This window comes from Deinococcus seoulensis (assembly GCF_014648115.1).
Taxonomy (GTDB): domain Bacteria; phylum Deinococcota; class Deinococci; order Deinococcales; family Deinococcaceae; genus Deinococcus; species Deinococcus seoulensis.
Window position 1 is genome coordinate 24,701 of record NZ_BMQM01000004.1, and the last position, 26,743, is coordinate 51,443.

The window sequence follows — 26,743 nt, forward strand, 5'->3', positions numbered from 1 at the left end:
CCTACAGGACCCGTTCGATCCACTGGGCACGCACGTCCAGCCGCTGGGCGTGCAGGGCGTGGGGGGGGCCGCTCAGGGTCAGGCCCAGCGGTGCGGCCAGGGTATTCACTCGCACTTCCACCTGGGCGCGCCGCAGCGGCCACGCGCGGTGGTCGATCACGCCCCGGTACACGTGCCCGGCCCGGTCAGCCGAGAACAGACGCAACCGGTCGGTCAGCCACGCCTCCAGCGAGTCGCCGCTCACCCGGAGGGCCTCTCCGACTGGCCGGTACGCTCCGGCGAACTGCCCGCCGCCGGGCGTGCCGCTCACCCGCAGTTCGCTGGCGTAGCGGGTCACGCCTCCCTGCCGGTTCACCCACATGCGGCTGTGCCGGTACGGCAGGTGAAAGAAGGTGCGTGCCAGGCCCGCTGCAAGGGGCTGCGTGACGTCCAGGCTGTAGAACCACACGCCGGGCTCGCCGTTCACGGTCACGTAGGTCCGCAGGTTCAGTTCCGGGAAGGCGCTCAGGCCCGGCACGTCCGGCAGGCCCAGCGGACTGACGCCCTCCATCCGGAACGGCACCACACCCAGGTACGCCTGACCCCCGAAGGTGTCCAGGCGAACGCCGCGCGGCAGGGTGCGCTGCAACGCGTCCGCCGGGACGGACCAGTGCATGAAGCACAGGTCGTGCCACTGCATCCGCAGCACCCAGGGACGCGTCATGCCCGGCCCACCACCCAGGTCCGGCCCCCTGCACAGGTCCAGCCCACTGCCCGGGGGGCGGGACGGGCGGCGCCACTACCGAAACCCGCACGGAAACCGGCATGAAGACCGGGAGGGGAGAGCGGGCGCGCCGGGAACATCCTGCCAGCAGAGCACGTGCCCGGCGCCGCAGATGGTGTGATTTCCCTGCATGTGAACGGAGGCAACCCCCGCTCAACAGGCCGTAAAGCCCGCCTTGGGGCCCCCATCATCAGATCCGCCGGGAGCACCACTAGGCTTACCTCGTTGAACAGCCCGGCCCCCCCTCCCTGACCTGTCAGGAGGACCCGGCCGGGACTCACGGCGGGCGGCTCCCGTTCTCCGCACGTTCTCGCAGCGGCCGCCCGCACCCAACCCATCCCCTAGGAGGCACCACCATGACCATGAACAACGAAACCGTGCTCGACAAACTCCAGTACCTGCTTGGCACCCTGCGCGACGGCGAGAAAGGCTTTGCCGATGCTGCCGAGCACGCCACCGACCCCAAACTGAAGGCCCTGTTCAGTGAACGCAGCGCCCAGCGTCAGAAGCTGGCCGCCGAGGTCGAGGAGAAGATCGCCGCTCACGGTGACAAACCCCGCGAGGGCGGCAGCGTCGGCGCTGCCCTGCACCGCACGTGGCTGAACGTCCGTGACGCCGTGACCGGCCGCGACGACTACGCCGTGGTCGCCGAGGCGGAACGCGGTGAGGACGTGGCCGTCGAGAACTACCAGGACGTCCTGAAGGAAACCGAGCTGCCCGCCGAGATCCGCGCGTTCGTGGAAGGGCAGTTCAGCCGCGTGAAAGCCAGCCACGACGAGATCCGTGACCTGAAGCACGGCATGCAGGCCAGCTGATACCGACTCCTACTCGCTCCGCTCGGATTGAACGGCTTTATAAGCCATTCAATCGGAGTCAGTATGATACCGACTCCGATTGAATGGGCCGCTCGGGCTGTTCAACCGGGGATCACGTAAGGGCGGGTCAGGTTCTGTCCCGACAGCAGAGAGCGCAGCCACCAGTACGGGCTGCGCTCTCTGCCGTGTTGTGAGGTCGGGCGGTCAGCCGCGTTGCTTGCGGCGGCGCAGGCGTTCCATGGCGGAATCCAGGCTCAGACGCATGCGTTCCAGTGCCTGCGCGAGGTCGCCGATCTCGTCGTTGCGTTCCGGCTGCACCGGGCGCGACAGGTCACCCATGCTGATGGCGTCGGCCACCCGCACCAGCCGCTCGATGGGCTCCACGACGCGTTGCGCGGCGCGCACGGCCAGGTACGCCGCCAGTCCCAGGGCCAGCAGCGCCACGAATAGCACCAGCAGCAGCGTGTTGCGCAGCGTGGCGGCCTGCTCGGCGTTCTCCACGCCGACCGCGACCGAGTACAGCAGGTTGGTGTTCTCGCTGTCCACGGGGTTGGTGGTGACGCTGCGCACGCCGTCCTGTTCCAGCACCGAGATCTTCTGCACGATGTAGTTCACGCGGGTGCTGCGCTGGTTGGCGGGATCGGCCGCCAGTTTGTCCAGTTTCAGGGTGTCGTTCGCGGTGCCGGCCCCCACGGATTTCAGTTCGTCGGCCATCTGCCGGTAGATCGCGGCCGGGTTGACGGTCCGGGTGAAGGTGGACTGCTTGGGGTTCTCGATCAGCCAGTTGCTGATTTCCGGGTTCAGCAGGTCGTCGAGTTCCGGCGTCTGACTGCGGAAGTACCGGGTGCCGTCCCGCAGTTCGATCTGCACGAACCCCACGCTGGAACTCGTGACCAGCGCCTGCAACTGCGCCGGGATGGACTGACTGCGCGACGGATCGAGGTTCGTACCGACCGCCACGGCCACCGCCTGCGCGTTGCGTTTGACCAACTGCCCCTGCAGGTTCGGGAGGGTCAGGGCCAGCACGCCCAGCGTCAGGGCGCTGGACACGCCCAGCGGCACCAGCGCCCCCACGGCCATGCGGCGCGACAGGCTGCTGCGCCGCTCGGACGCCGAGGCCAGCGGGTCCGCCAGGGGCGTGACGACCACCGAGTCCAGCGGGCGTAACTGCACGTCCGGGGTACTTTCCGGCGTGGCGGCGGCGGGCATGCTGAGCGCTCCCGTGAAGTCGCTCCACACGTCGGCCGGGGCGACCTCGGGGGCGGTCATGATGGCCGCGCCTCCACCCATTCCCGTGCTGCCCATTCCCGCGCTGGCTGGAGTGCCGGAGACAGTAGCCGGAGTGCCGGGCAGGCTGCCGAAGGGGTCGCTGGCCGCCGCGGCGAACGGCCCCGGCGCCGGGCTGCCCTGGGCGGCCGGAACTTCCGGCGTACCGGGCGCGGTGGGTTCCGGCGCGAACAGGTTCCCCGGCGTGAACTCGCCCATGTCCAGTACGGGCGCGGCGGGCGGGGTGCGCCAGTCGTCCGCTGCGGCCAGAGGCGCGAAGGGATCAGAGGTCGCGGCCGCGAACGGGTCCGCGCCGAACGCGGACGGGCGGGGTACGGACGCCACGCTGTCCTCACTGAACTTCACTTCCGGCCAGATGGCCGAGGCGCGCAGGTCCGCCATGTCCTGCGACACGCTGGGCTGCGGGTTGCTGGGCGCCAGCGGCGCGTCGTCCTGCGCGGCACTCACGGGCGCCGGCACGACCTGCCGGGGTGGGGGGGCCACGCCCTGGAACGGTTCGCTGATCAGGTTCGTCTCGTCACGCACCTCCTCCAGCGATACGTTGGCACCCACCGCCTGGAACATGGACAGCAGCAGTTCCGCGCGGGCCCGCCCGGTGGGTTTCATCAGGCGTCCCGAGCGGCGCGCGCTGAGGCGCTGGGCCTGCTCGCCGTTCAGACCGAAGCGTTCCATCAACTGGTGTTCGAGCACCTGCCGCATGCTGTCCGCGACCGGTTCCCGGATGACGACCGTGTACTTCATGCCGCCACCCGTCCTGCGCGCGCGCGAGTGACCTGCAGTGAAACCGGGACGTTCAGGGGCGTATTCATCGGGGGGCCTCCAGCGGTGCGGGCGGGCAGTCGGCCACCGGGGCGGACTGCGGCAGGGAAGACGGGGGTGTGAGGGATGATCCGGGCGTTCATGTGATGCCCCGGTCGCGCAGGTTACGGGCGAACTGCTGCACCCGTTCGGGATTCAGTTGCCGCGCCAGTCCTGACAGCAGGCCGCTGAGGGTCGCGCCGCTTCCGAGTTCGTCCAGAACCTCGTCCACCATGACCTCGGCCATCGGGCCGACGACGGGGATCAGGCACTGCGTGACGGTGTCGGCCGTGTCGTCCGTGACGCGCTGGTCGCGCTGCGCGGCGCGGTTCACCCACTGCCCGGCAGCTTCCAGGCGTTCGGTCACGTCCGGCACGGTCAGGCCCGCCAGTCGCGCGACCTCCGTGATGTCCCGCACGCCGTCCACCTGATGCATGACCCGCCAGATGGTGTACGGCAGGGGCGTGCTGTCGTTCAGGCCCTCGGGCCACTGCGGCGCGCTCACCGGGACTCCAGGCCAGCGGCGGACCATTCGGGCCGGTCACGCAGGTCCGTGACGGGCAGGTCCAGCAGGCGCAGGCCAAGGCGTGCCAGGGTCGCTTCCAGCGCCGCCAGCAGCGCCGGACGGAACTCCGCGACCGTCACTTCCTCGTCGATGGTCAGCTGCCCGCCGCTCAGGTGAATGTCCTGCGCGAACGGGTCCAGGCACGGGTACGACTCGGCCAGGCGCATGGTGATCTGCCGCCACGTGGCGTCCAGCGGCGCGGCCCGGTGAATGCGGGCCATCAGTTCCCGCCAGAACGCCACGAGTTTCTCGCGGTTCGCCTCGCTGTTCTGCGAGTACGCCACGCAGGTCGCGCCGGCCACGGGCAGCGTGCCGCCCAGCACCCGCCCCGACGTCCAGAACGAGCAACCCTCACCGGCCAGCAGCAGCCCGTGAAAGCGGTCGCGTTCCAGCTCGGCCCGCAGGTCCGGCCACGCACCCCGGAGCGGGCGGCCCTGTGCGTCGCGGGTACTCCAGATCAGGTCGCTCAGGGAGGGGGACAGCGCCGTCAGGCTGACGGTCGCGCGCGGCACGCCCCGCATGGCGGTCTCCCAGGACAGCGTCTGCCCGCCGCGCGTGAAGCCGCCCAGCAGCACGCCCCGCGTCCAGACGAAACGCACCCAGCGGGACCCCTGAACGCCGTCGAAGGTGCCGCTGAACTCCTGAGCCTGACGCAGTGCGAGATCCGAGATGATTTCCGTCCAGGGGTAATGGTCGGTGCTGAGGCCGGTGTACACCGCCGCGTCGAGGGGCACCGGCACCAGTTGGTTCAGGGGGTGCAGTTCCAGCGGCAAGGATGGCGTCTGTGAGGAAGGGGAGATTGGCTCAGGCATGAAGGTTCCGGGGGTCAGAATGAGGACTGGCTTTGCAGGGACTAAACACGCTCCGTTATGGATACCTCATCATGACACCCCTCGGCGTCTTACGTGCCGCTTACACATGTCGAAAAACTCACGTTCGGTACGGTGTCGCGCACACACCAGTGCGCCCGGTACCCGTATCCGCCGCAGTCGCGGGCCGCGCGCCGCCGCCTTCATACAACGCTGCTCGCTCACGGAACGCCGAGGGGGGGGAGGCGTCCGCGCCGCAGCGCCAGACCACCTCCCCCCCTCCGCGTTCCGGGTGGACTGCTGGGCTCAGCCCAGTTCGTCCAGCAGGGCCTGCACGCGGGCCTTCAGGTCGCCGCGTTCCTGCGGCGCGCCCAGCTGGTGCAGGCCGCCGTGGTAGGCGTCCGGGTCGCCGAACAGGCGCGACAGCAGCTCGAATTCACGCTGGCTGCGCAGGCTGGCGTCGTCACGGAACATGTTCACGTACTGATCCTGGAAGGCCCACTCGCTCAGCTGGCCGTCCAGGAAGGCGCGCATCAGGCGGCGGTACGGCTCGGCGTTGTCGTCGGTGGCGACGGCACCCTCGCCGCTGCGCAGCGGGACGTGCTGCGCGAACACCGGCCCCAGCGCCTCGGGCGTGATGTCCCAGTTGTTCACCTCGAAGCGCGGCTGGCCGTCCTGGAACAGGATCAGCTGCGGGCTGTGGTGAATCAGGCCGGTACGCTGCGCGATGTGGTTACTGGCGGGGCGCCAGTCCACGACGCGCACGAAGCCGACGGGCAGGTCGTGGCGTTGCAGGAAGGTTTCGAGCACGCCGAAGCCCTGCATGGTCTTGTGGCAGGTCCCGGCCTTGAACACGGCGGCCAGCGGGTACTCGCTCAGGAACTGATCGACTTCCTCGGGCGTGGTCAGCGGCACGAGCACCTGGGGTTCGTTCTGCGCGGTCTGGGTCATGCCCCCAGCATAGCGCCCGCTTTACAAAACGAAGTAATTCCGCTTCCGTTTGCCCCGTCCTGCGGCCGCCCGGTTTCTGCCCCCACAGGTCCGGCTGCCGGGCAGCCGGTTATTCCAGCGTCCAGACGTGCGCTTTCAGGTGCGTGGCGCCCGGGTAGTCCTCACCGGAACTCAGGTGGTCACTCAGGCGGGCGCGTCGGCCCGCGCCGCCGTTCGCGTCATCCAGTCCGGCCAGCACCATCCGCTCGAACGCGCCGGGCGTCACGCCCGCATGGTTCAGCAGCGCCAGCACCTGCCCGCCCGGAGCGGTCACCGCCGACGCCAGCGCCATCAGGCCGCCGTAATCCCGTTCGGAACGCCAGGTGCCGCGTGGGCCGCGCGCGAAACTCGGTGGGTCCAGAATCACCAGATCGAACTGCGCGCCGCGCCGCGCGAGGCGGCCCAGCCACCCGAACACGTCACCGTACAGGAAGTCGGTGTCCGGGGCGTGCAGGCCGCTCAGGGCGTAGTTCGCCTGCCCCCACGCCAGCACCTTGCGGGACAGGTCCACGTTCTTCACGACCTGCGCGCCCCCCAGCGCCGCGTTCAGGCCGAACCCGCAGGTGTACGCGAAGGTGTTCAGCACCCGCCCCTCCCCGTGAGTGGCGTGCTCCCGCACCCACGCGCGGGCCGGGCGGGCGTCCGTGAACAGGCCCACGCTCAGGTCCGCGCCGGGACGGATCAGGAACGGCACGCCTTCCTCCAGCGCCGTCACCTCGGGCCGCGCCTCGCCCCACACCGGGTCCGGCGGGGACAGGTACTCGCGGTCCACGTTCGCCGCGTGCCGCGCCTCGACCGGGCGGCGCTTGAGGTACACGGCCGCCAGCCTGCCCGCGCGGCCGCAGGCGTCGGCCAGCGCCTGCTCCTCCCAGGGGTCCAGCGTGTCGTACAGGCTCAGAATGCCGGCGTCCCCGGCGATGTCCAGCGTGAACAGGCCCCCAGTCTCGGTCTGGTGCGCCGCGCGGTACACGGTCGTACCCAGCGACGGCAGGTACGCCCGCGCCGCCAGCAGGCCCGGCAGACCCGAGAGCAGCTCCGTGAACGTCAAGGACGCCCGCCGAGAATCCACCACACGGCGGCCGTCGCCACGGCCGTGACCACCCAGAACCGCATGGTGACGTGCGTTTCCGGCCAGCCGATATCCGCGTGCTCGAAGTGATGCTGGATGGGCGACATCTTGAACACCCGCTTGCCACGCAGCTTGAACGACGCCACCTGAATCACGACGCTCAGGACCGCCGCCACCGGAATGATCGCCGCGAGCGGCAGCAGCCACACGTCCGCGTACAGCACGTACGCACCGGCCGCCACAGCCCCGATCGCGTGGCTGCCCATGTCACCCATGAACACCCGCGCCGGGTGCGCGTTGAACCACAGGAACCCCAGCAGCGCCGCCACCAGCAACGCACTGACCGGCGACAGCGCCAGCAGCGGCAGCAGCACGATGATCGCCACGCCGCTCAGCAGGCCGTCCAGGCCGTCCGTGAAGTTGAAGGCGTTCACGCTGCCCACCATCACCAGCGTCAGCAGGATCACGTCGGCGACCGGCCCCAGGCTGGGCAGCAGTTCATGCGCGGCCAGCGGCGCGGCAAAGTACGCGAAGACCAGCGACACCACGAACTGCAACGGGAACTTCTCGCGGGCCAGCAGCTCCGTGCGGCCCCGCCCGGTCATGCGCGACCGGATCTTCAGCAGGTCGTCGATCCCGCCGATCACGCCCATCGCCAGCGCCGCGAGCATGATGATCAGCTCACGTGGCCCGCCGGCATGCCCGGTCAGGTACAGCGGAAAGAACACCAGCGCCGCGGCCAGCACGAACGGCACGCCGCCCGCCGTGGGCGTGCCCTCCTTGACCAGGTGCGTCTGCGGGCCGTCCACGCGCACCTTCTGCCCCCAGCCACGCGCCCGGCTGACCCGCACGAACAGGCCCACCAGGAACCACGAAAGCAGCGCCGTGACGACCATCATGGCCGCACCACCCGGAAAGCAAACAGGACACTCATCTCAACCGAGGAGCCTACCACGCACCAGGAGGCCGCCCGCACGCCCGCAGCGGCCCGGCACAGGGCAACTCCAGTCGGGTCAGTTGGCGAGGTAACGGATGAAGTCCCGCATGTCACTCACGCAGGCGGGCGAGTGCTGCGCGGCGCTGCTGCCGGTCACGGTGCGCAGCACGCCCCGGTCACTCAGGTACAGCTGACTCACGCGGTACTTCACGCCCGCCTGCTGGTAGTCGTACGCGGCCAGCACGCCCCAGTTCCCGGCGCGGTCCACGGGCTGCGTGACGACATTACTGACGCTGCGGCCCAGGGACGACTGGAGTTTCACGGCGAACGAACGGGCGTCGTCGGGCGTGGTGAACTGCGGGAAGGCCTGACCGTGGCGTTCCTCCCGCATGACGCACTGGCCGCTGGGGTCCGCCCAGAAATTGGCGTCGCCGTTCAGGGGGGTCCAGCCGGTGATGGGCACGATCAGGGCGGCGCTGCGGCCGGACAGGGCAAGCAGCGTCAGCAGAACAGGGGCCAGAAGGGCAGGGAAGGCGCGGGCAGGCATCTTGACTCCGAGCCTAGCAAAGGCATTCTGACAATCTTGACCAGATTCTCATGAACACGCACACCACGGTGGCGGGGCACACGGATTCACACTTTCTGCCGCGTTGTCCTCAGCGGCCGCCCAGCGCCTCCAGCCGCGCCAGCAGGCCCGCCTTCACGGCAGGCCACTCGCCGGCCAGCACGCTGAACATCACCGAGTCGCGCGTGAACCCGTCCGGGCGGCGCTGGTAGGTGCGCAACACGCCCTCGCGCACGGCGCCCAGCCGTGTCATGGCCCGCAGGCTGCGTTCGTTGCGGGCGTCCACCTTGAACTGCACCCGCCCGGCCCCCAGCATCTCGAAGGCGCGCGTCATGAGCAGCAGTTTCGCCTCCGGGTTCACGGCCGTGCCCTGCGCGGCGGGCAGCAGCATCGTGCCGATCTCGACCCAGCCGTCGGCGGCGTTCACCTCACTGAAACTGACGCGCCCCACGGTCGGCCCCGGCACGCCCCCCGGCCCGTTCCGGCGGACCGCGAAGTTCACGCGGTCTGGCAGGGCGTTCAGCCGCTCCAGGTACGCTGCCCAGGCGTCCACCGTCGCCTCCTGCGGGCCGCCCCGCGCCAGGAAGCGCAGCGTGTCGGGTGTCGCCCCGGCGTGCAGGTCGGCGGCGTGCCCGGCGTGCAGGGCCTCCAGCGTCACCGCCCGCCCCGCCAGGGTGGGGGCCAGCAGCCACTCCGCTTCCGGCAACGGCGCGGGCGGAGAAACGATGGAGTCAGGTCCGACCGGTGGGACGTTCACGCCGCCCATCGTACTGGCCGCCCCCGCCGCGCCCGGCCGCGCAGGTGAGGACCAGTGCCCCGGCGTCAGCCCCGGTGGTACGGTTCCCCGGCGCTGATGGTACTGGCGCGGTACAGGGCCTCGGCCAGCACCACCATCGCCAGGTCGTGCGGCAGGGTCAGCAACCCCAGACTCCACAGCGCGTGCGCCGAGGCCCGCAGGTCGTCCGTGTGTCCGTCCGGCCCGCCGATCGCGAAGGCCAGTTCACCCACACCGCCCAGCGCCTGCGCGTCCAGGTACGCGCTGAGGTCCTCGCTGGAGAACTGCCGCCCGCGTGGGTCCAGCAGCACCAGCGGGGACTTCCCGGCCGCGCGGCGCACCGCCTCGCTCTCCAGCGCCTGCGTGCGGCCGTTCACGCGCGTCACCTGAAGTTTGTGGTAGCGGCGCAGGCGTTTCTCGTACTCGTCCCAGCCGGTGCGGGCGTACGCGAGTTTCGGTTCTCCAACGGTGATCAGGTGCAACCTCACGCCCGCCAGCCTACGCCACCGCCCGTCCCTGAGCGCGCGGCGCGGCCAAACCCATGTCCGCGCACGGCGCGGCGCGTTCCGGCCCGCTAGACTGTCGCTCATGCAAGGCGCGACGAAATCCCCTGGACCCACCCGGCGGGCCGCCCGGACGTCCGCGTGAACTACGCGGCGACCCTGGCCATCCTGGCCGTCCTGGCCTTCTGCTTCCCGCTGACCGTGCGGCTGGGGTCGGTGGTGGGCGTGCCGGAAGCCGTGTCCGTGTCCATCATGGGCGCGGTCCTGACCTTCGGACTGGCGACCTTCCTGGTGCGCTGGCAGGTCAACCGGCACCGCGTCCACCTGGAGCGGCTGGAAGCGGCGCGCGCGCAGGTGACGGCCGACCCCCAGAACCCCCGGTCGTACTTCGTGGCCGGAGAGCACCTGGGCAGCCTGCTGCTGCGCCTGGACCGCCGCCGCGAGGCCGCCGAGGTCATCGACCGCTACGCGCGGCTGGCCGGAGCACGTGAATCAGAGATCGTCGCGCTGCGCGAGGCACTCTCGAGCGCCGAGCGGCGGCAACGCCGCGCCCAGAGGAGGGAAGCATGAAAGCCTACAAGGGCGTCGTGGAAAACGGCGTGGTCGTCATCATCGGGGGCCGCCTGCCGGAAGGCACGGTCGTGACTGTCACGGTCGGCGAGGGCGAACTGCTGCGCGCCCGCATCACCAACGTCCTCAAGCGCCCCCGCAAGGTCAAGGTGCGCCTGAAGCCGAACACCGGACTGGCTGCCAGTTTCACCGAGCGTGCCGCGCAGATCGGCTCGCAGGCCAGCCAGCTGGGCGAGCGGGCCAGCAGCGCCGCCAGCGAACTGGGGCACGCCCTGAGCGGCCCGCTGCGGCAGGGAGCCGAACCGGCCAATGAGTGACCCGCACACCGATCCGTACTCTGACCTGCCCGGCGACCCGGACACGCAGCCGGACCTGGAATCGGACCTGGGCGCCGCCCCGGAGACCGACTTCAGTCCGGTGGGCATCCCGGACGGGGCGCGCGTGTGGCTGGTGCCCACCCCGGTCGGGAACCTGGGCGACATCACGTTGCGGGCGCTGGAGGTCCTGCGGGCCGCCGACGCGGTCGCCTGCGAGGACACCCGCCGCACCGGGGCACTCCTGACGCACCTGGGGATCCGCAAGCCGCTGGTGCGGCTGGACGCGCACACCATGCGCCGCGCGCCGCAGGTGCTCGAGAAGTACCCGCGACTGGCGTACGTCAGTGACGCCGGTACGCCCGGCATCAGCGATCCGGGCGCGGAACTCGTGCAGGCGGCCGTGGCTGCCGACACGCCCGTGGAGGTGCTGCCCGGCGCGACCGCCTTCGTGCCCGCACTGGTGCTGTCGGGCCTGCCCGGCGGACGCTTCACCTTCGAGGGATTCCTGCCACGCAGTGGCCGGGAACGCAAGGAGCGGCTGGCGGCCGTCGCGGCCCGCGCGGAGACCAGCGTGCTGTACGAGAGTCCGCACCGCCTGCACGCCACGCTGCTGGACCTCGCGCAGGCGTGCGGGGAGGGTCGCGCGGCGAGCGTCACGCGGGAACTCAGCAAGCGCTTCGAGGAGACGGCGCGCGGCACCCTGAGCGAACTGGCCGCGCATTTCAGCGGCGGCGTGCGCGGCGAGATCGCCGTGGTCGTCGCGGGCCGCAGCGACGCCGAGCGGGCCGCCGAGGCCGCGCAGGTCGATCATCTGGGGCAGGCGCAGGCCTGGGCGGCCAGTGGACTGGGGGTCAGGGATATACGTGACCTTCTCGTTTCGCAGGGTTTGCGTAAGAATGACGCATATACTCTGGCGTTACAGGCAACCGGCACCCAGGCCGGGCCGCCGTCACGCCGCCCATGAAACGAGGCCACTATGACCGACCAGCACACCCCGCCCGCCGCCCTGACCGCTGAACCCACCCGCCACTCCAACCCGCAGGGCGTGCGCCGCGTCGCCGTCCTGACCAGCGGCGGCGACGCCCCCGGCATGAACGCCGCCATCCGCGCGGTCGTCCGCACCGCCACCTTCGAGGGCATCGAGGTCGTCGGCGTGCGCCGCGGCTTCTCGGGCCTGCACCGCGGCGAGTTGCAGGTCCTCGGGCCGCGCGACGTGGCCAACACCATCCAGCGCGGCGGCACCATCCTCCTGACCGCCCGCAGCCACACCTGGCGCACCCCGGAAGGCCGCGCGCGCGGCGCCCAGCACCTGCGCGACTGGAACGTGGACGGCCTGATCGTCATCGGCGGTGACGGCAGCTTCCACGGTGCGCACTACCTGCAGCAGGAGCACGGCATTCCCGTGATCGGCCTGCCCGGCACCATCGACAACGACCTGTACGGCACCGACCACACCATCGGGTACTTCACGGCCGTCGAGACCGCCCTGGACGCCGTGGATAAACTCCGCGACACCGGCGCCAGCCACGAACGCATCTTCGTGATCGAGGTCATGGGCCGCCACGCCGGGCACATCGCCCTGGACGTCGCGGTGGCCGGAGGCGCCGAGGAAGTCTTCATTCCCGAGGACGCCAAGGACGTCAGTTGCGTCGTGGACGTCGTCAAGGAGAGCGTCGCCAAGGGCAAGACCGGCAGCATCATCATCGTGGCGGAAGGGTATCCGGGCGGCGCGCAGGGTGTCGCCGACGCCATCCAGGCGGGCACCGGCATGGAAACCCGCGTGAGCATCCTGGGCCACATCCAGCGCGGCGGCAGCCCCGTCAGCAGCGACCGCGTGCTCGCCAGCCGCCTGGGCGAGGCCGCCGTGTACGCGCTGATGGAAGGCCGCAGCGACGTCATGATCGGCCGCCAGAACCACGGGATCGCGTACGTGCCCCTCAACGAAACCTGGGAGAAACGCAAGGACGTGAACCGCGACCTGTACCGCTGCGCCAAGACCCTGAGCGTCTGACCGCCCTGCAACCAGCAACGCGCCGCCGGACAGTTCCAGGCGGCGCGGTTCTGTTTCGGGAGGTTACTTGACGGGTGCTTTCACGCTGACGGTCGTGCTGAGTTTCGCCCTGCCGTTCGTGATGTTCATGACGTACAGGTTGGCGGCGCGGCGGTCCCCGACCGAGTTGAACGCGACCGTGCCGGACAGCAGACCGGTGTACGTGCCGCTGCGGACGGCGGTTTCCACCTGCTGGCGGGTGGGGGCCTTCCCGGCGGCTTTCGCGGCGCTCAGGATGCCGCGCAGGGCGACGCGGGCGGCGTCGTACCCGAACATCGCGAAGCCCTGCGGGGCCACGCCGAACGCCTTGCGGTACGCGGCGGCGAACGTTCTGGCGCCGGGCAGCGACTCGACCGGCGCGGCAGTCGTCGTGAAGTACACGTTGGTGGCGCCGGTCCCGGCAATCTGCATCAGTTCGCCGCTGTCCAGGCCGTCGCCGCCCACCACGGGCGCCGTGACGCCCGCGCCTCGCAGTTGCCGCAGGAACACGCCCACCTGGTTGTACACGCCGCCGAAGTAGATCGCGTCGGGTTTCTGCAACTTGATCTTGGCGATCACGCTGGAAAAGTCGGCTTTCTCCTCGGTGCCCTCGTTCGCGATGACCTTCACGCCGCCCGCCTTCAGGCTGCGTTCCACCTCGGTGGCCAGGCCCTCGCCGTACGCGGTCTTGTCGTTCAGGACGTACACCTTCTTCGCTTTCAGGGTGGTGCGGATGAAGCTGGCCCCGGCCGGTCCCTGCGCGTCGTCGCGCGGCACGATGCGGTTGATGTTCTTCAGGCCGCGGTCCGTGACCTGGTTGGCGGTGCTGCCGGAGTTCACCATGACCACGTGACTGCTCTGGAGTGCGGCGCTGGCGGGAATGGTCACGCCGCTGTTCAGCGCGCCGATCACGGCCAGGATCTGCCGGTCGGCGGCGATCTTGCGGGCGGCGGCGGTGCCGGTGGCCGGGTCGGCCTGATCGTCGAAGGCGACGAGTTGCAGTTTCAGGCCCAGTTTCGCGAAGTCCGGCGCGGCCTCGCGGATGGCGAGGTCGGTGCCGTTACGGACCTGCGTGCCGAGGTTCCCGATGGACCCGGACAGGGGGCTGAGGGTGGCGATCTTGATGGTGGTCTGCTGGGCGTGCGCGGCGCTCTGGGCGAGCAGCAGGGCGGCCAGGGTCATGGTGAAACGGGTGGCAGGCATGGTGTGAACTCCTCGTGACGGGCGGACCGGAGGGGAAGGTGGGTCCGTCGCCGTCCGAGGATAGGCCGCTGCGGGCGGGTGGCCGGGGGATGTCCAGCCAGATACGGGGCCGTGAAGGGCCGGGTGTCTACACAGGTTTGTCTGCGCCCAGCCGCATAAAATCGGGTTTAGTCCGTCTGGGCGGCACTTAAAGGTCTGAAAAACAGACAGAAGCAGAGGGGCGTGGTCCGGGCAGGGCGGCGGGGGCCGCGCGTCACCGGAACAACCCCCGGACCGCGCGGCCCCCGCCGCCCTGAATTAATACGGATTCCGTTTGTTTCGCCAACAATCCGGAACTTCACCGCCCCTGCCGGCTCCACGTCCGGAACCCGCCAAGCTCCCACTCGCTTCGCTCGGACCCAGCGGGCTTTGCAGCCCATTCAATCGGAGTCCGTATAAGAACCGACCGGCCGGATCAGCCCTTGACGGCCCCGGCAGTCAGGCCCGACACGATGTTGCGCTGGAACACCAGCACCAGAATGATCAGCGGCACCGTCACCACGATACTGGCGGCCATGATCTGCCCCCACGGCTGGTCGAACTGCGTGGCGCCCGAGTAGTTCGCGATCACGACCGGCACCGTGCGGTTGGTACTGGTGAACGTCAGCGCGAACAGGTACTCGTTCCAGGCGTTGATGAACGCCAGCAGTCCGGTCGTGACCAGCGCCGGCATCATGACCGGGAACAGCACCAGGAACAGCGTCTGTAGCGGGCTGGCGCCGTCCACCAGCGCCGCTTCCTCCAGTTCGCCCGGAATGTCACGCACGAAACTGGTCAGCACCCACACCGTGAACGGAATCGTGAAGATCAGGTACGACATGATCAGGCCCAGCGGGTTGTTGTACAGCCCGAAGTTGTTGATCAGGGTGTACAGCCCCGACAGCACTGCGATCTGCGGGAACACGCTGACCGCCAGGATCACGTACATCACGATGGCCTTCCCCTTGAACCGGAACCGGCCCAGCGCGTACGCCGAGAACGCACCCAGCAGCAGGCTGATGGCGACCGAGCCGACCGCCACGATCAGCGATTGCAGCAGGCCGCGCTGGAAGTTCGGGTTGGCGAAGACCTCGGTGTAGTTGCTCAGGGTGGTTTTCGCCGCGATGAACTGCGTGGGCGTCAGGAACAGGTCGCCGGGCGACCGCAGGCTGGTCAGGACCGCCCAGAAGAACGGAGCGAGCAGGTACACGCCGATCACGATCACCAGCAGGTAGAACGCGGCGCGTTGCAGGTAGTACAGGGTGGGGTTCTTGCTTTTCAGGTTCATGTGTTCACCTCCTTGGCGGTGTGGGGCTCAGTCGAACTTCACGCGGAACGCCGTGACGTAGATCACGACGATCACCATGATGATCACGAACACGGCCACGCTGACGGCGCTGCCCATGCCCAGCAGTTGATTGTCGATCAGCGCCTGCCGGGCGTACCCGGTCATGCTGGTGCGGGCCGCGCTGACGTTCCCCAGCATCACGGACATGATGTCGAACACGCGCAGGGCGTCCAGGCTGCGGAACACCAGTGCCACCAGCAGCGCCGGGCGCAGCAGCGGCAGCGTCAGGCGCCAGAACTGCGTCCACTTGCTCGCGCCGTCCATGTCGGCCGCCTCGTACATGTCGCTCGGCAGGCTCTGGAGGCCGGCCAGGATCAGCAGCGCCATGAAACTGGTGGTCTTCCAGACATCCACCGCGATCATCGCCCAGATGCGCTGCTCGACACCCAGGAACTCGTTCGAGCTGGCCAGCAGCGCCACGCCGCCCAGCACGCCGCGCCCCACCAGACCGAAGGAGTCGTTGTACAGGTACGCCCACATCTGCGCCGACACGACCGTGGGAATCGCCCAGGGAACCAGCATGGCGGTCCGCAGGAACCCGCGTCCCTTGAAGGCGCTGTTCACGACCAGCGCGATGATCATCCCGAACACCGTTTCCAGGAACACCGAGATCACGGTGAACAGCAGCGTGTTCTTCACGGCGCCCCACCACTGCGGATCCTGTAAGAAGCCCAGCGCGATGCCGTCCTCGGTGGTGAACCAGAAGTTCCCCAGCCCGATGAAGGTCTTCTGGTCCGGCGCGGTCAGGTTCGCCTCGAACATCGAGAAGTAGATGGTGCGGTACAGCGGGTACCCGGCCACCAGCGCAATGGCGATCAGCGTGGGCAGCAGCAGCCAGAAGGCCTGACGGGCGCGGGCCGTTTCGATGCCTCGGGTCTTGGCGGGTTTCGGTGCGGTATTCACGGTCATGATCGGAAAGCCTCCTTCGGCACGTGATCAGGGAATGCGGGAAACCGGGACGCGCGGCGCGGCGCTGGTTGACGGCTCCGGGAGACCCGCGGCTGACAACCGGAATGGGGTCCGGTAGGTGAATGAAGGCAGTGTACGTGCCGTGAGGGGAAGTGCCTGAAGCAGTGTGTAAACAGTGAAGGTTCAGCAAACGTGGCCGCGCGGGCAGGGCAGCCAGGATCGGCCCAGGAAAGGGGGGACACCCCAGAAACGGGCGTCCCCCCTGACTCACACCGGCCGGAAGCGGGGGCCGGAGTGGTGAACGCTTACCAGCCGCGACCCTTGATGCGGGCCAGGTCGGTGCTGAGCTTGGCGACGGCCGCCTGACCCTTCATCTTGCCGTTCAGGACGTCGCTGACGGCGGTGCTGAAGGCCTGCGACACCTGGTTGTACTTGCCCTTGGTGGGGCCGGAGGGGCGCGCGACGGCGCTGGTGAACACGTTGTACAGGCTGCCGAAGAAGGGGTTGGCCTTCAGGACGTCCTTGTCCTTGTACAGCGCCTGGATGGTGGGGTTGTAGGCACCCTCGATGGCGCGGATCTTCTGCTCCTCGGGGCCGGTCAGGTAACGCACCAGTGCGATGGAGGCGGCCTGGTTCTTGCTGTAGGAGCTCACGCCGAGCTGCCAGCCGCCGAGGGTCGCGGCGTTGCGGCTGCCGCCGCTGGGCAGGGGCGCCACGCCGATCTTGCCCTTGACCTTGGAGTCGTCACCCTGGCCGAGCGCCCAGGCGTAGGGCCAGTTGCGCATGAAGGCGGCGTTGCCGGACTGGAAGATGCCGCGCGCTTCTTCCTCGGCGTAGGTGGTGACGCCGGCTGGGCTGATGCTCTTGATCCAGCTGGCGGCGGTATCCAGCGCTTTGGCGGCCTGGGGGTTGTTGATGGTGATGTTGCCCTTGGCGTCCACGATGGTGCCGCCGCCGAAGCTCGCGACCCATTCCAGGGCGTCGCAGGTCAGGCCCTCGTAGTTCTTGCCCTGCCAGACGAACCCGGCGAAGGACTTGTTGGTCTTCTGCTCGCCCGCCTGGATCTTCTTGGCCATCAGGGCCAGTTCCGTCCAGGTCTTGGGGGCGGCGCTGAAGCCGTACTTCTTGAGCAGGTCGGTGCGGTAGTACAGCAACCCGGCGTCGGTGAACCAGGGCATGGCGACCAGTTTGCCGTTCACGGTGTCGGCGTCGATGATGCCCTTGAAGTGCGCGTTGACTTCAGCGGCCGGGATCTTGCCTTTCAGGTCCACGAAGTGCTGGGCGAGCAGGCCGGGCCACACGACGTCGAGCTGGTACACGTCGATGTCGCTGCTCTTGGCGGCCAGCTGCTGCTGGTACAGGCCGAGGCGGTCGTTGGTGAGGTTGGGGCTCTCGAAGATCTTGACGGTGTTGCCGGTCTTCTTGGCCCAGCGGGCGGCGCCGTCCTTGCAGAGCTGGAGTTCCTGGCCGACGCTGCCGCAGGCGAGGGTGACGGTGGCGGCGCTGGCGTTGCTGGTGGCGGCGATGGCGACGGTCAGGCTCACGAGTGCAATAGCTTTCTTCATGCATCCCCCTTGGTGGGTGCTGGACAGGCCCAGCCCGCTTCATCTGGGAAGCGGTTCCACGTGTATTAACTTCAGGTAACGCAAGGTTACATGCCCGGTCGGAGCCTGTCAATGGAAACAGTTCCAATAACGATCCAGAAACGGGGGGGCACACCCCCCAGAGCACCCCCAGAACACCGTGCAGAACGAGAGAAATACTCGGTCAACACCGCAGCCGGACTGCCCGGAATCATAAAGGCCAATCCCGTAAAAGATTGCAATTGGCAGGTTATGGGCCTTTCGGCGTAAGCCCCCAGAGCCCACCTGCGCAACCTCACCGACCCCCATACGCCCGGCCTGCGTCCCAGCGGACCTGTGATACGGATTCCGTTTGTTTCGCCAACAATCCGGAACTTCACCGCCCCTGCCGGCTCCACGTCCGGAACCCGTTTTTCTCCCACTCGCTTCGCTCGGATTGAATGGGCTGTACAGCCCATTCAATCCGAGTCCAGATCAGTGACGCAGTTCGTACGCGGCGTCCCGCGTGCCCGTCCCCAGCTTGCGCAGCAGGCCGTCCTGCACCAGTCGGCGCAGCGTCCGCCACGCCTGCTGCGTACTCAGGCCGCACGCCTCACGCAGGTCCACGTTCCGCACGCGGCCCCGCTCGCGCGCCAGGGCCAGCGCAATCGCGCGGATCTCGGCAGCACTGGGGCCACTGGCATCACGCGGTTCACGCGCCACTGACCGGCCCCTGCGCCGGGACGCGCCCCCGTCCACCTGAGCCGCCCCCGGTTGTGCAGTTGCCTCCGCCAGGACAGACGCCGCCGGTTCCCCCGCCCGCTCGATGCTGATCTGTTCGGCTCCCGGCTGTTCCGGTCCGACCGGCCCGGCCTGCACCGGCACGGCCTGCACTGGCACGTACTGCACTGGCACGGGCGGCGCGGGAAGGCGCGGCTCCGTACGTTCCTGCTCCGTGCGTTCCTGCGGCTGTTCCCGCACGGTCAGCGGCGCCGGGCGTTCACGGCCCAGGGCGCGGCGCACCTCGTCGGTCAGGACGTACGCGATGCCGCGCCCCACCCCGGCCTTCACGATCAACGCGTGATCCTCCATGCCGCGCAGCAACCGGGGCGTGCGGTCCTCCGGCAGTTGCAGGGCGCGGGCCAGGGCGGCGCGGGTCGCCTCGCCCTCACGGGCCAGCAGGCTCAGGACGATCAGCACGTCCAGCGACAGCGTCTGCATTTCCTCCTGCTTGCGCGCCACGAACCGCACGAATTCCGCGTCGAAACCCGGCGAGTGCAGCGCCAGCGTCACGGAATCCGGGTACGTCGTGAACTCCGGCGGTTCCTTCCCGTGCCGCAGCATCAGCGAGTACATCTTGTCCACGCCCACGCCCGCCCGCTCGACCAGCCCCAGGCGGGCCAGCACCTCGGCCAGCAGCGGGTTGCGGCGCTTGGGCTGGTGGCGCAGGATGTTCCCCGGCGTGATCCCGCCCGGCAGGCCGCCGGGGTTCATGATCTCCAGCCGGTCCGGGAAGTGATGCACGTGCACCGCGTCACGCAGCGTGTAATCCCGGTGCGTCAGCGCGTTCAGGAGTGCCTCGCGGTACACGGCCTCGTCCTGATCCCACACCTCGATCCGGAACAGGCCCACCTGCACCGGCGTGAAGCGGTTACGTGCCTGGATCAACTCGGCCAGCCGGGTCAGCAGCGCCGGGATGGGCCGCAGCAGGTCCTCCCGGAACTGGAATTCCACGTCGCCCGTCTGGTGGTGGTAGAAGCACACCTCCGCCTGCGGCACGTGTGCCCGCAGCGCCGCCGGGGTGCCCGCCAGCAGAATGGCCGCCAGCGTGGGCCGCAGCGCCCCGCCACTCGGAACGAGCAGCCCCAGTTCCTGAAGGAAATCCAGGTCCGGCAGGTTCGACGCACTCGCCCGGCGACCCAGCGCCCGCAGTCTCGCCACCTCGGACGGGTCCAGGTCCGCCAGGGACGCGTCGGGCGGCACGACCGCCGTGAAATCCTGATCCGCGACCGGTTCCGCCTCGCTGGGCGTGACCGGCACCAGATGCGCGCCGTCCCAGGCGATCACCGAACCGTCCGGCGCGGCCAGCACGTACGGCGCCTGCGGCACGAACACCGCCAGCACCCGCGCGCCCCCCGGCAGACGGTGGTGCTGCACGTTCACGGTCAGGCGACCCCCGGACAGTTCGAAGATCGCGTGCGTCACCATCAGCGGGTGCAGTTCGCCCGCGTCCCGCTCGGCGGCCGGGAGGTCCAGCACGTCCACGCCCACCAGCACCGTCCCGCCCCGCGCGTTCGCCAGTCCCACCGCGTACCGCGCGAGATCCTGCGGCGAGACGTTCAGCGGCAGGTGAATACACGTCGGCCCCGCCAGAGGCAGCACCCCCAGCGGCGAAATGGCGTCAGCAGCGTCCAGCGTCACAATCGATCAGTATACATCCTGCCCGGCAGGCACGGGCCGCAGCCACAACCGCTCGGGCCGCACCAGTTCCGCGCCGGGCGGCAGCCACACCAGCGCCGCCCGCGCCCCGCAGCCGTACAGCACGGCCGCCTGCCCGAAAGCCCGGCCCAGCCGCGCCGCCCCCCGCAGCGACGGGCCGCGCAGGACCAACGACGGCTCCCGCCACTCGCCCTCGCCGTTGAGGGCCTCCAGCACGGTGCGGCCGGGTGCGCCTGCCCAGGCCGTTGCCTGCGCCAGCAGCGCCGCGTGGGCCGCGTCGTTCCGTACCCGCGACTGCCGCTGTCCCGACGGGTTCCAGGCGGTCACAATCGCCCAGCGACCGGCCGTCCAGTCCGGCGGCGCCCCGGGCAGACCCGGACCTTCCCCGGTCAGGGTGACCCGCGCGCCCGGCGGGCCGTACCGCGTGGTCCGGAAGGCCGCCCGCAGGGCCGGGTCGGGCCACGCGGTATCCGGCGGGGCGGTCATGGAAGCCTCTGCTGTCCTTTGCGCTGCGCCCGGATCGACCGTTCCAGAGACGGTGTCACCGGAGTCCGCATCAGTACGCGACGGTGGCGGTCAGGTTCACGATCTGCGCGTTGCGGTAGCGCAGCACCAGACTGATCTTCTGCCCGGCCTTGAAGGTGCCGCCCAGCACCACCCGGTAGGCGCTGGCGTCGTTCAGGTTCAGGCTGCCCGGCACGGGAACGGCCTTCACGACCTCGCAGTTCGGCAGGCAGCGCATCAGGCGGGCGCGGCCCACGCTGCTCCACACGCCCGTCAGTTCATCGGCGCGCGGCACGCTCAGCGTTCCGATCAGCAGCGCCCCCCCGTGCGTGGGTTTCAGGGTCAGGGGCCGCGTGGCCGCCTGCACGCCGCCCAGGTTGACCGTGACCGCCAGACTGAGGGCCAGGGACGCCACCCGCCGCGCCGCCACCCGCCGCGCGCGGCTCACTCGCCGTCCTCCAGGTCGCCCGTCTCGTCGCCGGGCAGGGGAGAGGCGGCGTCCACGTCGGTCTTCATGATTTCCCGCAGCACGCTGGTCGCGAAACTGCCGCGCGGCAACGTGAACGACACCGTGAAGCCGTCGTCCTCGGCGGTCACGCTGACGTCCTCCGGGAACACCCGCGTCAGGCGGCGGTCCCCCTTGCGCGACGAGAACATGTCTGCCGACAGGCCCAGCGCCGCCAGCGCCTCCTGCTCCAGCGCCCCGGCGTCCAGCGTCAGGGGCTTGACCTTCTTGCCGAACAGCGTGCCGGTCGCGCTGACCTCACCGCGCGCCGCACGCACGGACTCCTGCGCGGCGTCCTCGACCTGAAACACACCGCCTGTATCGTGTTTCTTCGCCATGTCCCCGGTCAGCAGGCCCGCGAACACCCCGCGTTCCAGGCGGAGGTTCACGAACCCGTTGAACACCACGCTCTGAAGCGCCGTCGTCAGGAAGCGCCGCACGCGCGGGTCACGCACCCGCGACTCGCCCCGCACGACCCGCAGGCCCTCCTCGGCGTTCAGGCCGCCCAGCCCGAACCGCTGCGGCCCGAAGTAATTCGGCACGCCCTGCGCCGCGAGCAACTCCAGCGTCTGCGCGGCCTGATCAGCCTGCCCCGCCGCGCCCCGCACCCGCACCGAGAAGCGGTTGGCGCGCAGGTGCCCCATGCCCAGCTTGTTCCCGTGCCGGGTCAGTTGCAGCACCCGCACGCCGTCCAGCGCGAAGTTCTGCACGCGCGCCTCGTACTTCTGCGGCAGGCTGATCCACTGGGTGGTCACGGCGTGCCGGTCCTTCAGGCCAGCCACGCCCACCTCGCGGTCACGCACGCCGACCTGCTCACCGAGTTCACGCAACACGTGCGCGGTCGTGTGACCGGTCTTCTCGAACTGCAGGTACAGGTGCTCGCCCTCACCGGACGGCACGTACAGGGGCACTTCATCCACTCGGAAATCACCGGGTTCCTGACGGAGGATTCCGCCGGTTCCCGGCCCTTCCGTCAGCGCGCGCAGCGCCGACCAGTCAAACACCAGACTCACGATGCTGCCCACCATATCCCGAGATTCCCCCGCCGAAGTGAAAAACCCTGCAAATCCACATGGCGAACCCTCAGGTTGCCCCCCATACGGACTCCGGTTGAACGGCTTTGCAGGCTGCTCAGGCCGGAGTCCGGATCAGTTCAGCACGCGGCTGTCCGAGTACGCCGTGGGCGTCCAGTCCGCGCGGTACAGGTGCGCGTCCTCCACCCGGGCCGGAGCGTACCAGACGCGCACGCCACTGTCCTGCGCCGTGACCGGCAGCAGCGCCTCCTGCCCGGCGCGCAGTTCCAGCAGCGGCTCGCCCGACGCGCCCCGCACACTCAGCCACGCGTTCATGCCCGCCGGGGACCACCCGGCCAGCCGCAGCGGCCGCCCCGAGACATTCTTCAGGTGCGCGCCCTGCTCGCTGAGCGTGACACTCAGGTCCGGCCAGTCCGGCGTGACCACATGATTCCAGCGGGTCTGCCAGCGGGCATGCGAATCGAACGGTGCGGCCCGCCGCCGCGCCGGGACCAGCGCCGACACCAGCCCCGCCCCCGAGAACAGCAGCGCCGCCACCGCCACGCACAGCGTCAGCGGATTCAGGTTCGCCGGGTCCCGCAGCGCCAGCAGCAACCCCACCCCCAGCGTCACGCCCACCAGCGGCCAGCCCAGCCGGTCCCACCGCAGCCCCGCCGGGCCGGGGGCCGCCGGAACGAACGCGGCAGGCAGGAACTCGGCCAGCAGCAGCAGCGCCGCGCCCACCCCGAACAGCGCCGGGACGTCCAGCACGGGCGCCAGCAGCATCAGCAGCAGCCCCGGCACCGCCCACCACGCGCCCCTGGGCGTCAGGCCCAGCCGCGCCGCGCGCCCCATCCGCAGCATCCAGTACCCGCCCAGCAGGGCCAGTGCCGCCGCCAGCAGCGGACTCAGGCCCGCGCCCACATCCAGCAGGCCCACCGTCAGCAGACTCCCGCTGCACAGACTTCCGCGGCATAGACTTCCGCGGCACAGACGCGCGCCGGGCGCGGCCACCTGCGGGTCACGCCGCCTTCAGACACGCCACGTTCAGACACGCCACGTTCAGAAGCGCTCATTGCCCTGCCCTCCCTTACGGTGACGGCCCAGCCCGGCCGCCACGCCACCCCCCGCACCCGGCTGCGGCGCGGGAGGCAGGGTCGCGCCCGCCTCCGGCAGCGCGGGTGGGGCGCTCAGCACGCCCGGCTGCCCGTGCCGCTCGACCTCGAACGCCAGGTGACCGATCTCGTCACGCAGGATGCCCTCCCAGGCGGTCTTCACGGCGTTCAGGCTGCCCGGCATGGCGAACACCACCGAGCCGCGCACCAGTCCCGCCACCGCCCGCGACAGCATCGCCGCGCCCCCCACCTGCTGGTACGACAGCATCCGGAACAGCTCACCGAAGCCCGGAATGGGTTTGGTGATCATGGACTCCACGACCGGCACCGTCACGTCCCGCCCCGTGATGCCCGTCCCGCCGGTCGACAGGACCACCGTCGCCTCACGCGCGAACGCCACCAGACTGGACCGGATGTGCACCGCGTCGTCCTTCACGACCCGGTACCCCACGACCTCGTGCCCCCGCGCGCGCAGTTCGCCCAGCAGGTACTGCCCGCTGGTGTCGGTGTCCTCGGTGCGGGTGTCGCTGACGGTCAGGACCGCCACGCGCACGGACCGCTCGCCGTGCTTCCGGTGCTGCCCCGCAGAATCGAGCGGGGCGCTGGCGCTGTCCGGAGCAGGGGCGGAGGGCGTGCCGGGAGGAAGGTCCGTCATGCCGACCAGCGTACCCCGTCCCCGCCGCGCAAAAGGAGCAGTTCTCACGCAGCCGCCTCCCCCGCAACAGGTGCCTCCCGAGAGGCCCTGGTGTCAGGGCTGCCCGGCGTTCAGGACGTTGCGGGCACTGTCGGGCAGCAGGGCGCGGTCCACGCGGCGCAACTCCGCGCGCGTGCAGCGCCGGGTCAGGGCCATGAACACGTCGGCCTGCTGCGCCAGGAACTCGCGGTACCCGTCCTCCTGGCCGCTGCGCACGCACTCCAGCGCCAGCAGGTCCAGCTGCCCCGCCAGTTGTTGCAGCGCCAGGTGCCGGGCCGCGCCCGCCCCGCTGTCGCCCAGCGTGCCGCGCAGTTCGGGCAGCCGCTCGGGCCAGCGTTGCAGCAGACGCGCGGCGCGGCGCACGTTCGGGTCGTCCAGGGTCAGCAGGCAGGCGCGGCACGGCTGCTCGCGGCTGGCCTCGCCGCACACTGGGCAGGGACGCCAGCCCTGCTCCTCGCGCCAGCGGCGGGCGCGGGTGATCGCCTCGGCCGCCCGCAGCGCCGCGCCCTTCAGTTCGGGGCTGCGTTCGCTCTGCACACCCTCGACCAGTTGCCGCGCCCGCGCGCGATCCGGGGCGGGCAGCGGTGCGGGCGTCGGCACGGCCGCCTCGGGGCCGCGCACCGTGCCCACGCTGAAGCGGATCTCGCTGATGGGTTTCTCCGGAATCAGGGCGTTCAGGGCCTTCATGAAATGGTGGCGCTGCATGCTCAGGTGGTGCGCGGTGGCGCTGTCACGGACCTCCACGAACAGCGTCCCGCCCTGCTGCGTGCGGGGCCGCGTGATGCGCGCGATTTCCGGCCCGACCGCCTGCGGCCACATCAGGATGGCGCGCGCCCGCTCGATGCCGCGCGCGATCCGGGCCGTGCCCAGCGTGGCGCCCATCAGCTCGCCCATCTGGCGCGGGCCGCTCAGGCGGCGGCCACGCGTCACGCGCCCACCCCGGCCACGTCCGGCACGTCGGCCAGCTCAGCCTCGGGCAGCTCCGGCTCAGGCAGCTCAGCCTCGGGCAGCTCAGATTCGGCTTCCGGCGTGAAGCGGCCCGACTGCGCCCGCAACGTCAGGGCCGCGCCCGGCGCACGTTCGGTGCCGGTCACGATGGCCTGCGGCACGCTGGCCGCCAGTTCCAGCAGGAACGACCGCCGCACCGGGTCCAGTTCCGCCGAGAAGTCATCCACCAGCAGCACCGGCCGCTCTCCGAAGCGTTCGGCCAGCAGTTCCAGTTCCGCTCGCCGCAGCGCCAGTGCCACGGTGCGGCCCTCGCCCCGGCTGGCGTACTCGCTGGCCGGGAAGTCCCCGAGCGTCAGCAGCAGGTCGTCGCGGTGCGGGCCGGTCGCGGTACTCCCGCGCGCGAGTTCCTCGGCGCGGCGCGACCCCATGTCCTGCGCGTACGTTTCGGGCGTGGTGGATTCCGTCAGGGACAGCGTCAGGGTCTTGCGGCTGCCCAGCGCGGCGTTCGCCTCGGCCGCCAGTTCGTTCAGGCGCACCAGCGCGCGGCGGCGGAACAGCATGATCTCGGTGCCCAGCCGCACCAGCGACTCGTCCCACACGTGCATGGCCCATTCCTCGCCGCCGCGCAGGGCCGCGTTCCGCTGCGACACCGTGCGCTCGTAGCGTGAGAGCTGCTCGGCGTAGCGGGCGCTCAGGCGCGACAGCAGCGAATCCAGGAACGCGCGCCGCCCGGACGGCGACCCGAACACCATCTCGCTGTCCTCCGGGCGGATCCACACGGCACTCCCGCGCGGCAGGTCCCCGGTGCGGACGCGCACTCCGTCCAGTTTCAGTTGCCGCCGCCCGCGCCCCAGCCCGACCTCCTGCACGCTCAGGCTGCCGCCGCTTTCCAGGTCGGCGCGCACGTACGCCTCGGTCTCGCCCTGCTGCACCAGTTGCTCCAGGCGCGACACGTCCGTCAGGCCGGTCAGCGCCAGGTACGCGGCTTCCAGCAGGTTCGTCTTGCCCGCGCCGTTCTCGCCGAACACACCCGTCACGCCTGCCGGAAACGCCAGGGTGCACGGCGCGAGGTTCCGGTAGTTCAGGGTGGACAACGAATCAAGACGCACCCGACCATTCTAGAGCGCCGGCGTTCAGGCACAGAGGCGCCGGTCACAGGAGCGTGCCTGATGGGAAAGCGGCAGCAGAAAGCGGGGGCGCGGGCGGGCACGGTACGCTGGGCGGCATGAGTGCCTCCGCCCCCACCCCCGAGCCGTCCACCCCAGAACTGCCCAGCCTGGAGTCCCTGAACGCGTTCGGCGCGGGCCGCCTGCCGGGCCTGATCGGCGTCCGGTTCACGCACGCCGCGCGGGGCCTGCTGCGCAGCGAACTGACCATCCGCCCCGAACTGCTCGCCCCGAACGGCTTCCTGCACGCCGCGAGCGTCATCGCGCTGGCCGACACCACCTGCGGATACGGCACGCGCATCCTGCTGCCAGACGGCGCGCACTCGTTCACGACCATCGAACTGAAAAGCAACCACCTGGGCACCGCCCGCGACGGCACCGTCACCTGCGAGGCCCGCAACGTGCACGCCGGCCGCACCACGCAGGTCTGGGACGCCGAGGTCCGCGCGCCTGACGGCAAACTCATGGCGCTGTTCCGCTGCACGCAGGCCGTCCTGTACCCGAAACCCGCCCCGGCAGGCGAGTGA

At 70.1% G+C, this 26,743-nt stretch carries 27 protein-coding genes and 1 pseudogene; 6 read left to right on the forward strand and 22 right to left on the reverse strand.

The genetic code is table 11. From position 1 onward, the window contains the following. Nucleotide 1: 1 nt before the first annotated feature. Nucleotides 2–703: a YqjF family protein gene (locus tag IEY70_RS04435; protein ID WP_229777621.1), complete on the reverse strand. Its 702-nt coding sequence runs from the start codon at nt 701–703 to the stop codon at nt 2–4. Nucleotides 704–1,119: 416 nt separating this feature from the next. On the opposite strand from IEY70_RS04435, the gene IEY70_RS04440 reads away from it, so the two are divergent. Further along, a complete protein-coding gene (locus IEY70_RS04440) occupies nt 1,120–1,578 on the forward strand; it encodes a PA2169 family four-helix-bundle protein (RefSeq protein WP_189063802.1) in 459 nt (152 codons plus the stop codon). A 204-nt stretch (nt 1,579–1,782) separates the two neighbouring features. On the opposite strand, the gene IEY70_RS04445 is transcribed toward IEY70_RS04440, so the two are convergent. The 9 genes from IEY70_RS04445 to IEY70_RS04485 form a co-directional block, all read right to left on the reverse strand. Continuing rightward, nucleotides 1,783–3,606 carry a HAMP domain-containing protein gene (locus tag IEY70_RS04445; protein WP_189063803.1) on the reverse strand — a complete coding sequence of 608 codons (1,824 nt, stop codon included), beginning with the start codon at nt 3,604–3,606 and terminating at the stop codon, nt 1,783–1,785. 157 nt (nt 3,607–3,763) lie between these two features. After that, nucleotides 3,764–4,168: a DUF8082 domain-containing protein gene (locus tag IEY70_RS04450; protein WP_229777622.1), complete on the reverse strand. Its 405-nt coding sequence runs from the start codon at nt 4,166–4,168 to the stop codon at nt 3,764–3,766. After that, nucleotides 4,165–5,001 carry a hypothetical protein gene (locus tag IEY70_RS04455; protein WP_229777623.1) on the reverse strand — a complete coding sequence of 279 codons (837 nt, stop codon included), beginning with the start codon at nt 4,999–5,001 and terminating at the stop codon, nt 4,165–4,167. Before IEY70_RS04455 ends, IEY70_RS04450 begins: the two co-directional genes overlap by 4 nt. 342 nt (nt 5,002–5,343) lie before the next feature. Further along, entirely contained in the window at nt 5,344–5,988 is a 645-nt protein-coding gene (gene abxC, locus IEY70_RS04460; RefSeq protein ID WP_189063805.1) for a monothiol bacilliredoxin AbxC, read from the reverse strand. Nucleotides 5,989–6,097: 109 nt separating this feature from the next. After that, nucleotides 6,098–7,075 (reverse strand): class I SAM-dependent rRNA methyltransferase, encoded by a 978-nt coding sequence (locus tag IEY70_RS04465; protein WP_229777624.1) that lies wholly within the window; start codon nt 7,073–7,075, stop codon nt 6,098–6,100. Then, entirely contained in the window at nt 7,072–7,995 is a 924-nt protein-coding gene (locus IEY70_RS04470) for a phospho-N-acetylmuramoyl-pentapeptide-transferase (protein ID WP_189063806.1), read from the reverse strand. The genes IEY70_RS04465 and IEY70_RS04470 overlap by 4 nt, the downstream gene beginning before the upstream one ends. Before the next feature lie 114 nt (nt 7,996–8,109). Further along, nucleotides 8,110–8,580: a hypothetical protein gene (locus tag IEY70_RS04475; RefSeq protein ID WP_189063807.1), complete on the reverse strand. Its 471-nt coding sequence runs from the start codon at nt 8,578–8,580 to the stop codon at nt 8,110–8,112. A gap of 109 nt (nt 8,581–8,689) precedes the next feature. Next, complete coding sequence (locus tag IEY70_RS04480) at nt 8,690–9,355, reverse strand: GNAT family N-acetyltransferase (protein WP_229777626.1); 666 nt, start codon at nt 9,353–9,355, stop codon at nt 8,690–8,692. Between the two features lie 65 nt (nt 9,356–9,420). Then, entirely contained in the window at nt 9,421–9,861 is a 441-nt protein-coding gene (locus IEY70_RS04485; RefSeq protein WP_189063809.1) for a 23S rRNA (pseudouridine(1915)-N(3))-methyltransferase RlmH, read from the reverse strand. A gap of 156 nt (nt 9,862–10,017) precedes the next feature. Between IEY70_RS04485 and IEY70_RS04490 the strand changes: the two genes are divergently transcribed. From IEY70_RS04490 to pfkA, 4 genes and pseudogenes are all read left to right on the forward strand, one after another. After that, entirely contained in the window at nt 10,018–10,446 is a 429-nt protein-coding gene (locus IEY70_RS04490) for a hypothetical protein (RefSeq protein WP_189063810.1), read from the forward strand. Further along, nucleotides 10,443–10,628 (forward strand): annotated as a pseudogene (locus IEY70_RS21405) (hypothetical protein); the annotation flags it as partial. The gene IEY70_RS04490 and the pseudogene IEY70_RS21405, both read left to right, overlap by 4 nt. A gap of 127 nt (nt 10,629–10,755) precedes the next feature. Next, nucleotides 10,756–11,727, forward strand: a complete 972-nt coding sequence (gene rsmI, locus IEY70_RS04500) for a 16S rRNA (cytidine(1402)-2'-O)-methyltransferase (RefSeq protein ID WP_189063811.1) — start codon at nt 10,756–10,758, stop codon at nt 11,725–11,727. Nucleotides 11,728–11,739: 12 nt separating this feature from the next. Then, nucleotides 11,740–12,774 carry a 6-phosphofructokinase gene (gene pfkA, locus IEY70_RS04505; RefSeq protein WP_189063812.1) on the forward strand — a complete coding sequence of 345 codons (1,035 nt, stop codon included), beginning with the start codon at nt 11,740–11,742 and terminating at the stop codon, nt 12,772–12,774. A gap of 63 nt (nt 12,775–12,837) precedes the next feature. Here the strand turns inward: pfkA and IEY70_RS04510 are convergent, their stop codons facing one another. From IEY70_RS04510 to recF, 12 genes are all read right to left on the reverse strand, one after another. Further along, entirely contained in the window at nt 12,838–13,995 is a 1,158-nt protein-coding gene (locus IEY70_RS04510) for a branched-chain amino acid ABC transporter substrate-binding protein (protein WP_189063813.1), read from the reverse strand. A gap of 454 nt (nt 13,996–14,449) precedes the next feature. Then, nucleotides 14,450–15,301 carry a carbohydrate ABC transporter permease gene (locus tag IEY70_RS04515; RefSeq protein WP_189063814.1) on the reverse strand — a complete coding sequence of 284 codons (852 nt, stop codon included), beginning with the start codon at nt 15,299–15,301 and terminating at the stop codon, nt 14,450–14,452. 27 nt (nt 15,302–15,328) lie between these two features. Next, complete coding sequence (locus tag IEY70_RS04520; protein ID WP_189063815.1) at nt 15,329–16,270, reverse strand: carbohydrate ABC transporter permease; 942 nt, start codon at nt 16,268–16,270, stop codon at nt 15,329–15,331. 305 nt (nt 16,271–16,575) lie between these two features. Further along, nucleotides 16,576–17,835, reverse strand: a complete 1,260-nt coding sequence (locus IEY70_RS04525) for an ABC transporter substrate-binding protein (RefSeq protein ID WP_189063816.1) — start codon at nt 17,833–17,835, stop codon at nt 16,576–16,578. A 492-nt stretch (nt 17,836–18,327) separates the two neighbouring features. Next, a complete protein-coding gene (locus IEY70_RS04530) occupies nt 18,328–20,253 on the reverse strand; it encodes an ATP-binding protein (RefSeq protein WP_189063817.1) in 1,926 nt (641 codons plus the stop codon). Nucleotides 20,254–20,259: 6 nt separating this feature from the next. Further along, a complete protein-coding gene (locus tag IEY70_RS04535) occupies nt 20,260–20,757 on the reverse strand; it encodes a DUF3293 domain-containing protein (RefSeq protein ID WP_189063818.1) in 498 nt (165 codons plus the stop codon). A 70-nt stretch (nt 20,758–20,827) separates the two neighbouring features. Then, nucleotides 20,828–21,223: a hypothetical protein gene (locus IEY70_RS04540; protein WP_189063819.1), complete on the reverse strand. Its 396-nt coding sequence runs from the start codon at nt 21,221–21,223 to the stop codon at nt 20,828–20,830. Continuing rightward, nucleotides 21,220–22,308 carry a tRNA pseudouridine(13) synthase TruD gene (gene truD / locus IEY70_RS04545; protein ID WP_189063820.1) on the reverse strand — a complete coding sequence of 363 codons (1,089 nt, stop codon included), beginning with the start codon at nt 22,306–22,308 and terminating at the stop codon, nt 21,220–21,222. The genes IEY70_RS04540 and truD overlap by 4 nt, the downstream gene beginning before the upstream one ends. A 120-nt stretch (nt 22,309–22,428) precedes the next feature. After that, nucleotides 22,429–23,232 (reverse strand): hypothetical protein, encoded by an 804-nt coding sequence (locus tag IEY70_RS21250; protein ID WP_189063821.1) that lies wholly within the window; start codon nt 23,230–23,232, stop codon nt 22,429–22,431. A gap of 123 nt (nt 23,233–23,355) precedes the next feature. Further along, nucleotides 23,356–24,063: a MogA/MoaB family molybdenum cofactor biosynthesis protein gene (locus IEY70_RS04555; protein ID WP_189063822.1), complete on the reverse strand. Its 708-nt coding sequence runs from the start codon at nt 24,061–24,063 to the stop codon at nt 23,356–23,358. Between the two features lie 93 nt (nt 24,064–24,156). Then, nucleotides 24,157–25,032 (reverse strand): DciA family protein, encoded by an 876-nt coding sequence (locus IEY70_RS04560; RefSeq protein WP_229777628.1) that lies wholly within the window; start codon nt 25,030–25,032, stop codon nt 24,157–24,159. After that, complete coding sequence (gene recF / locus IEY70_RS04565) at nt 25,029–26,159, reverse strand: DNA replication/repair protein RecF (protein WP_189063823.1); 1,131 nt, start codon at nt 26,157–26,159, stop codon at nt 25,029–25,031. The genes IEY70_RS04560 and recF overlap by 4 nt, the downstream gene beginning before the upstream one ends. Before the next feature lie 116 nt (nt 26,160–26,275). Between recF and IEY70_RS04570 the strand changes: the two genes are divergently transcribed. Further along, on the forward strand, nt 26,276–26,743 hold the full coding sequence (locus tag IEY70_RS04570; RefSeq protein WP_189063824.1) for a PaaI family thioesterase: 468 nt from the start codon (nt 26,276–26,278) through the stop codon (nt 26,741–26,743).

Bases quoted from the DNA above. Each gene is read 5' to 3' on its own strand.
- abxC (WP_189063805.1), bottom strand. From the start codon at position 5,988: ATGACCCAGACCGCGCAGAACGAACCCCAGGTGCTCGTGCCGCTGACC.
- IEY70_RS04475 (WP_189063807.1), bottom strand. From the start codon at position 8,580: ATGCCTGCCCGCGCCTTCCCTGCCCTTCTGGCCCCTGTTCTGCTGACG.
- truD (WP_189063820.1), bottom strand. From the start codon at position 22,308: ATGGTGGGCAGCATCGTGAGTCTGGTGTTTGACTGGTCGGCGCTGCGC.
- IEY70_RS04525 (WP_189063816.1), bottom strand. From the start codon at position 17,835: ATGAAGAAAGCTATTGCACTCGTGAGCCTGACCGTCGCCATCGCCGCC.
- IEY70_RS04570 (WP_189063824.1), top strand. From the start codon at position 26,276: ATGAGTGCCTCCGCCCCCACCCCCGAGCCGTCCACCCCAGAACTGCCC.
- IEY70_RS04440 (WP_189063802.1), top strand. From the start codon at position 1,120: ATGACCATGAACAACGAAACCGTGCTCGACAAACTCCAGTACCTGCTT.
- IEY70_RS04435 (WP_229777621.1), bottom strand. From the start codon at position 703: ATGACGCGTCCCTGGGTGCTGCGGATGCAGTGGCACGACCTGTGCTTC.
- IEY70_RS04510 (WP_189063813.1), bottom strand. From the start codon at position 13,995: ATGCCTGCCACCCGTTTCACCATGACCCTGGCCGCCCTGCTGCTCGCC.
- IEY70_RS04515 (WP_189063814.1), bottom strand. From the start codon at position 15,301: ATGAACCTGAAAAGCAAGAACCCCACCCTGTACTACCTGCAACGCGCC.
- IEY70_RS04520 (WP_189063815.1), bottom strand. From the start codon at position 16,270: ATGACCGTGAATACCGCACCGAAACCCGCCAAGACCCGAGGCATCGAA.
- IEY70_RS04445 (WP_189063803.1), bottom strand. From the start codon at position 3,606: ATGAAGTACACGGTCGTCATCCGGGAACCGGTCGCGGACAGCATGCGG.
- IEY70_RS04535 (WP_189063818.1), bottom strand. From the start codon at position 20,757: ATGACCGCCCCGCCGGATACCGCGTGGCCCGACCCGGCCCTGCGGGCG.
- rsmI (WP_189063811.1), top strand. From the start codon at position 10,756: ATGAGTGACCCGCACACCGATCCGTACTCTGACCTGCCCGGCGACCCG.
- pfkA (WP_189063812.1), top strand. From the start codon at position 11,740: ATGACCGACCAGCACACCCCGCCCGCCGCCCTGACCGCTGAACCCACC.
- IEY70_RS04470 (WP_189063806.1), bottom strand. From the start codon at position 7,995: ATGATGGTCGTCACGGCGCTGCTTTCGTGGTTCCTGGTGGGCCTGTTC.
- IEY70_RS04555 (WP_189063822.1), bottom strand. From the start codon at position 24,063: ATGACGGACCTTCCTCCCGGCACGCCCTCCGCCCCTGCTCCGGACAGC.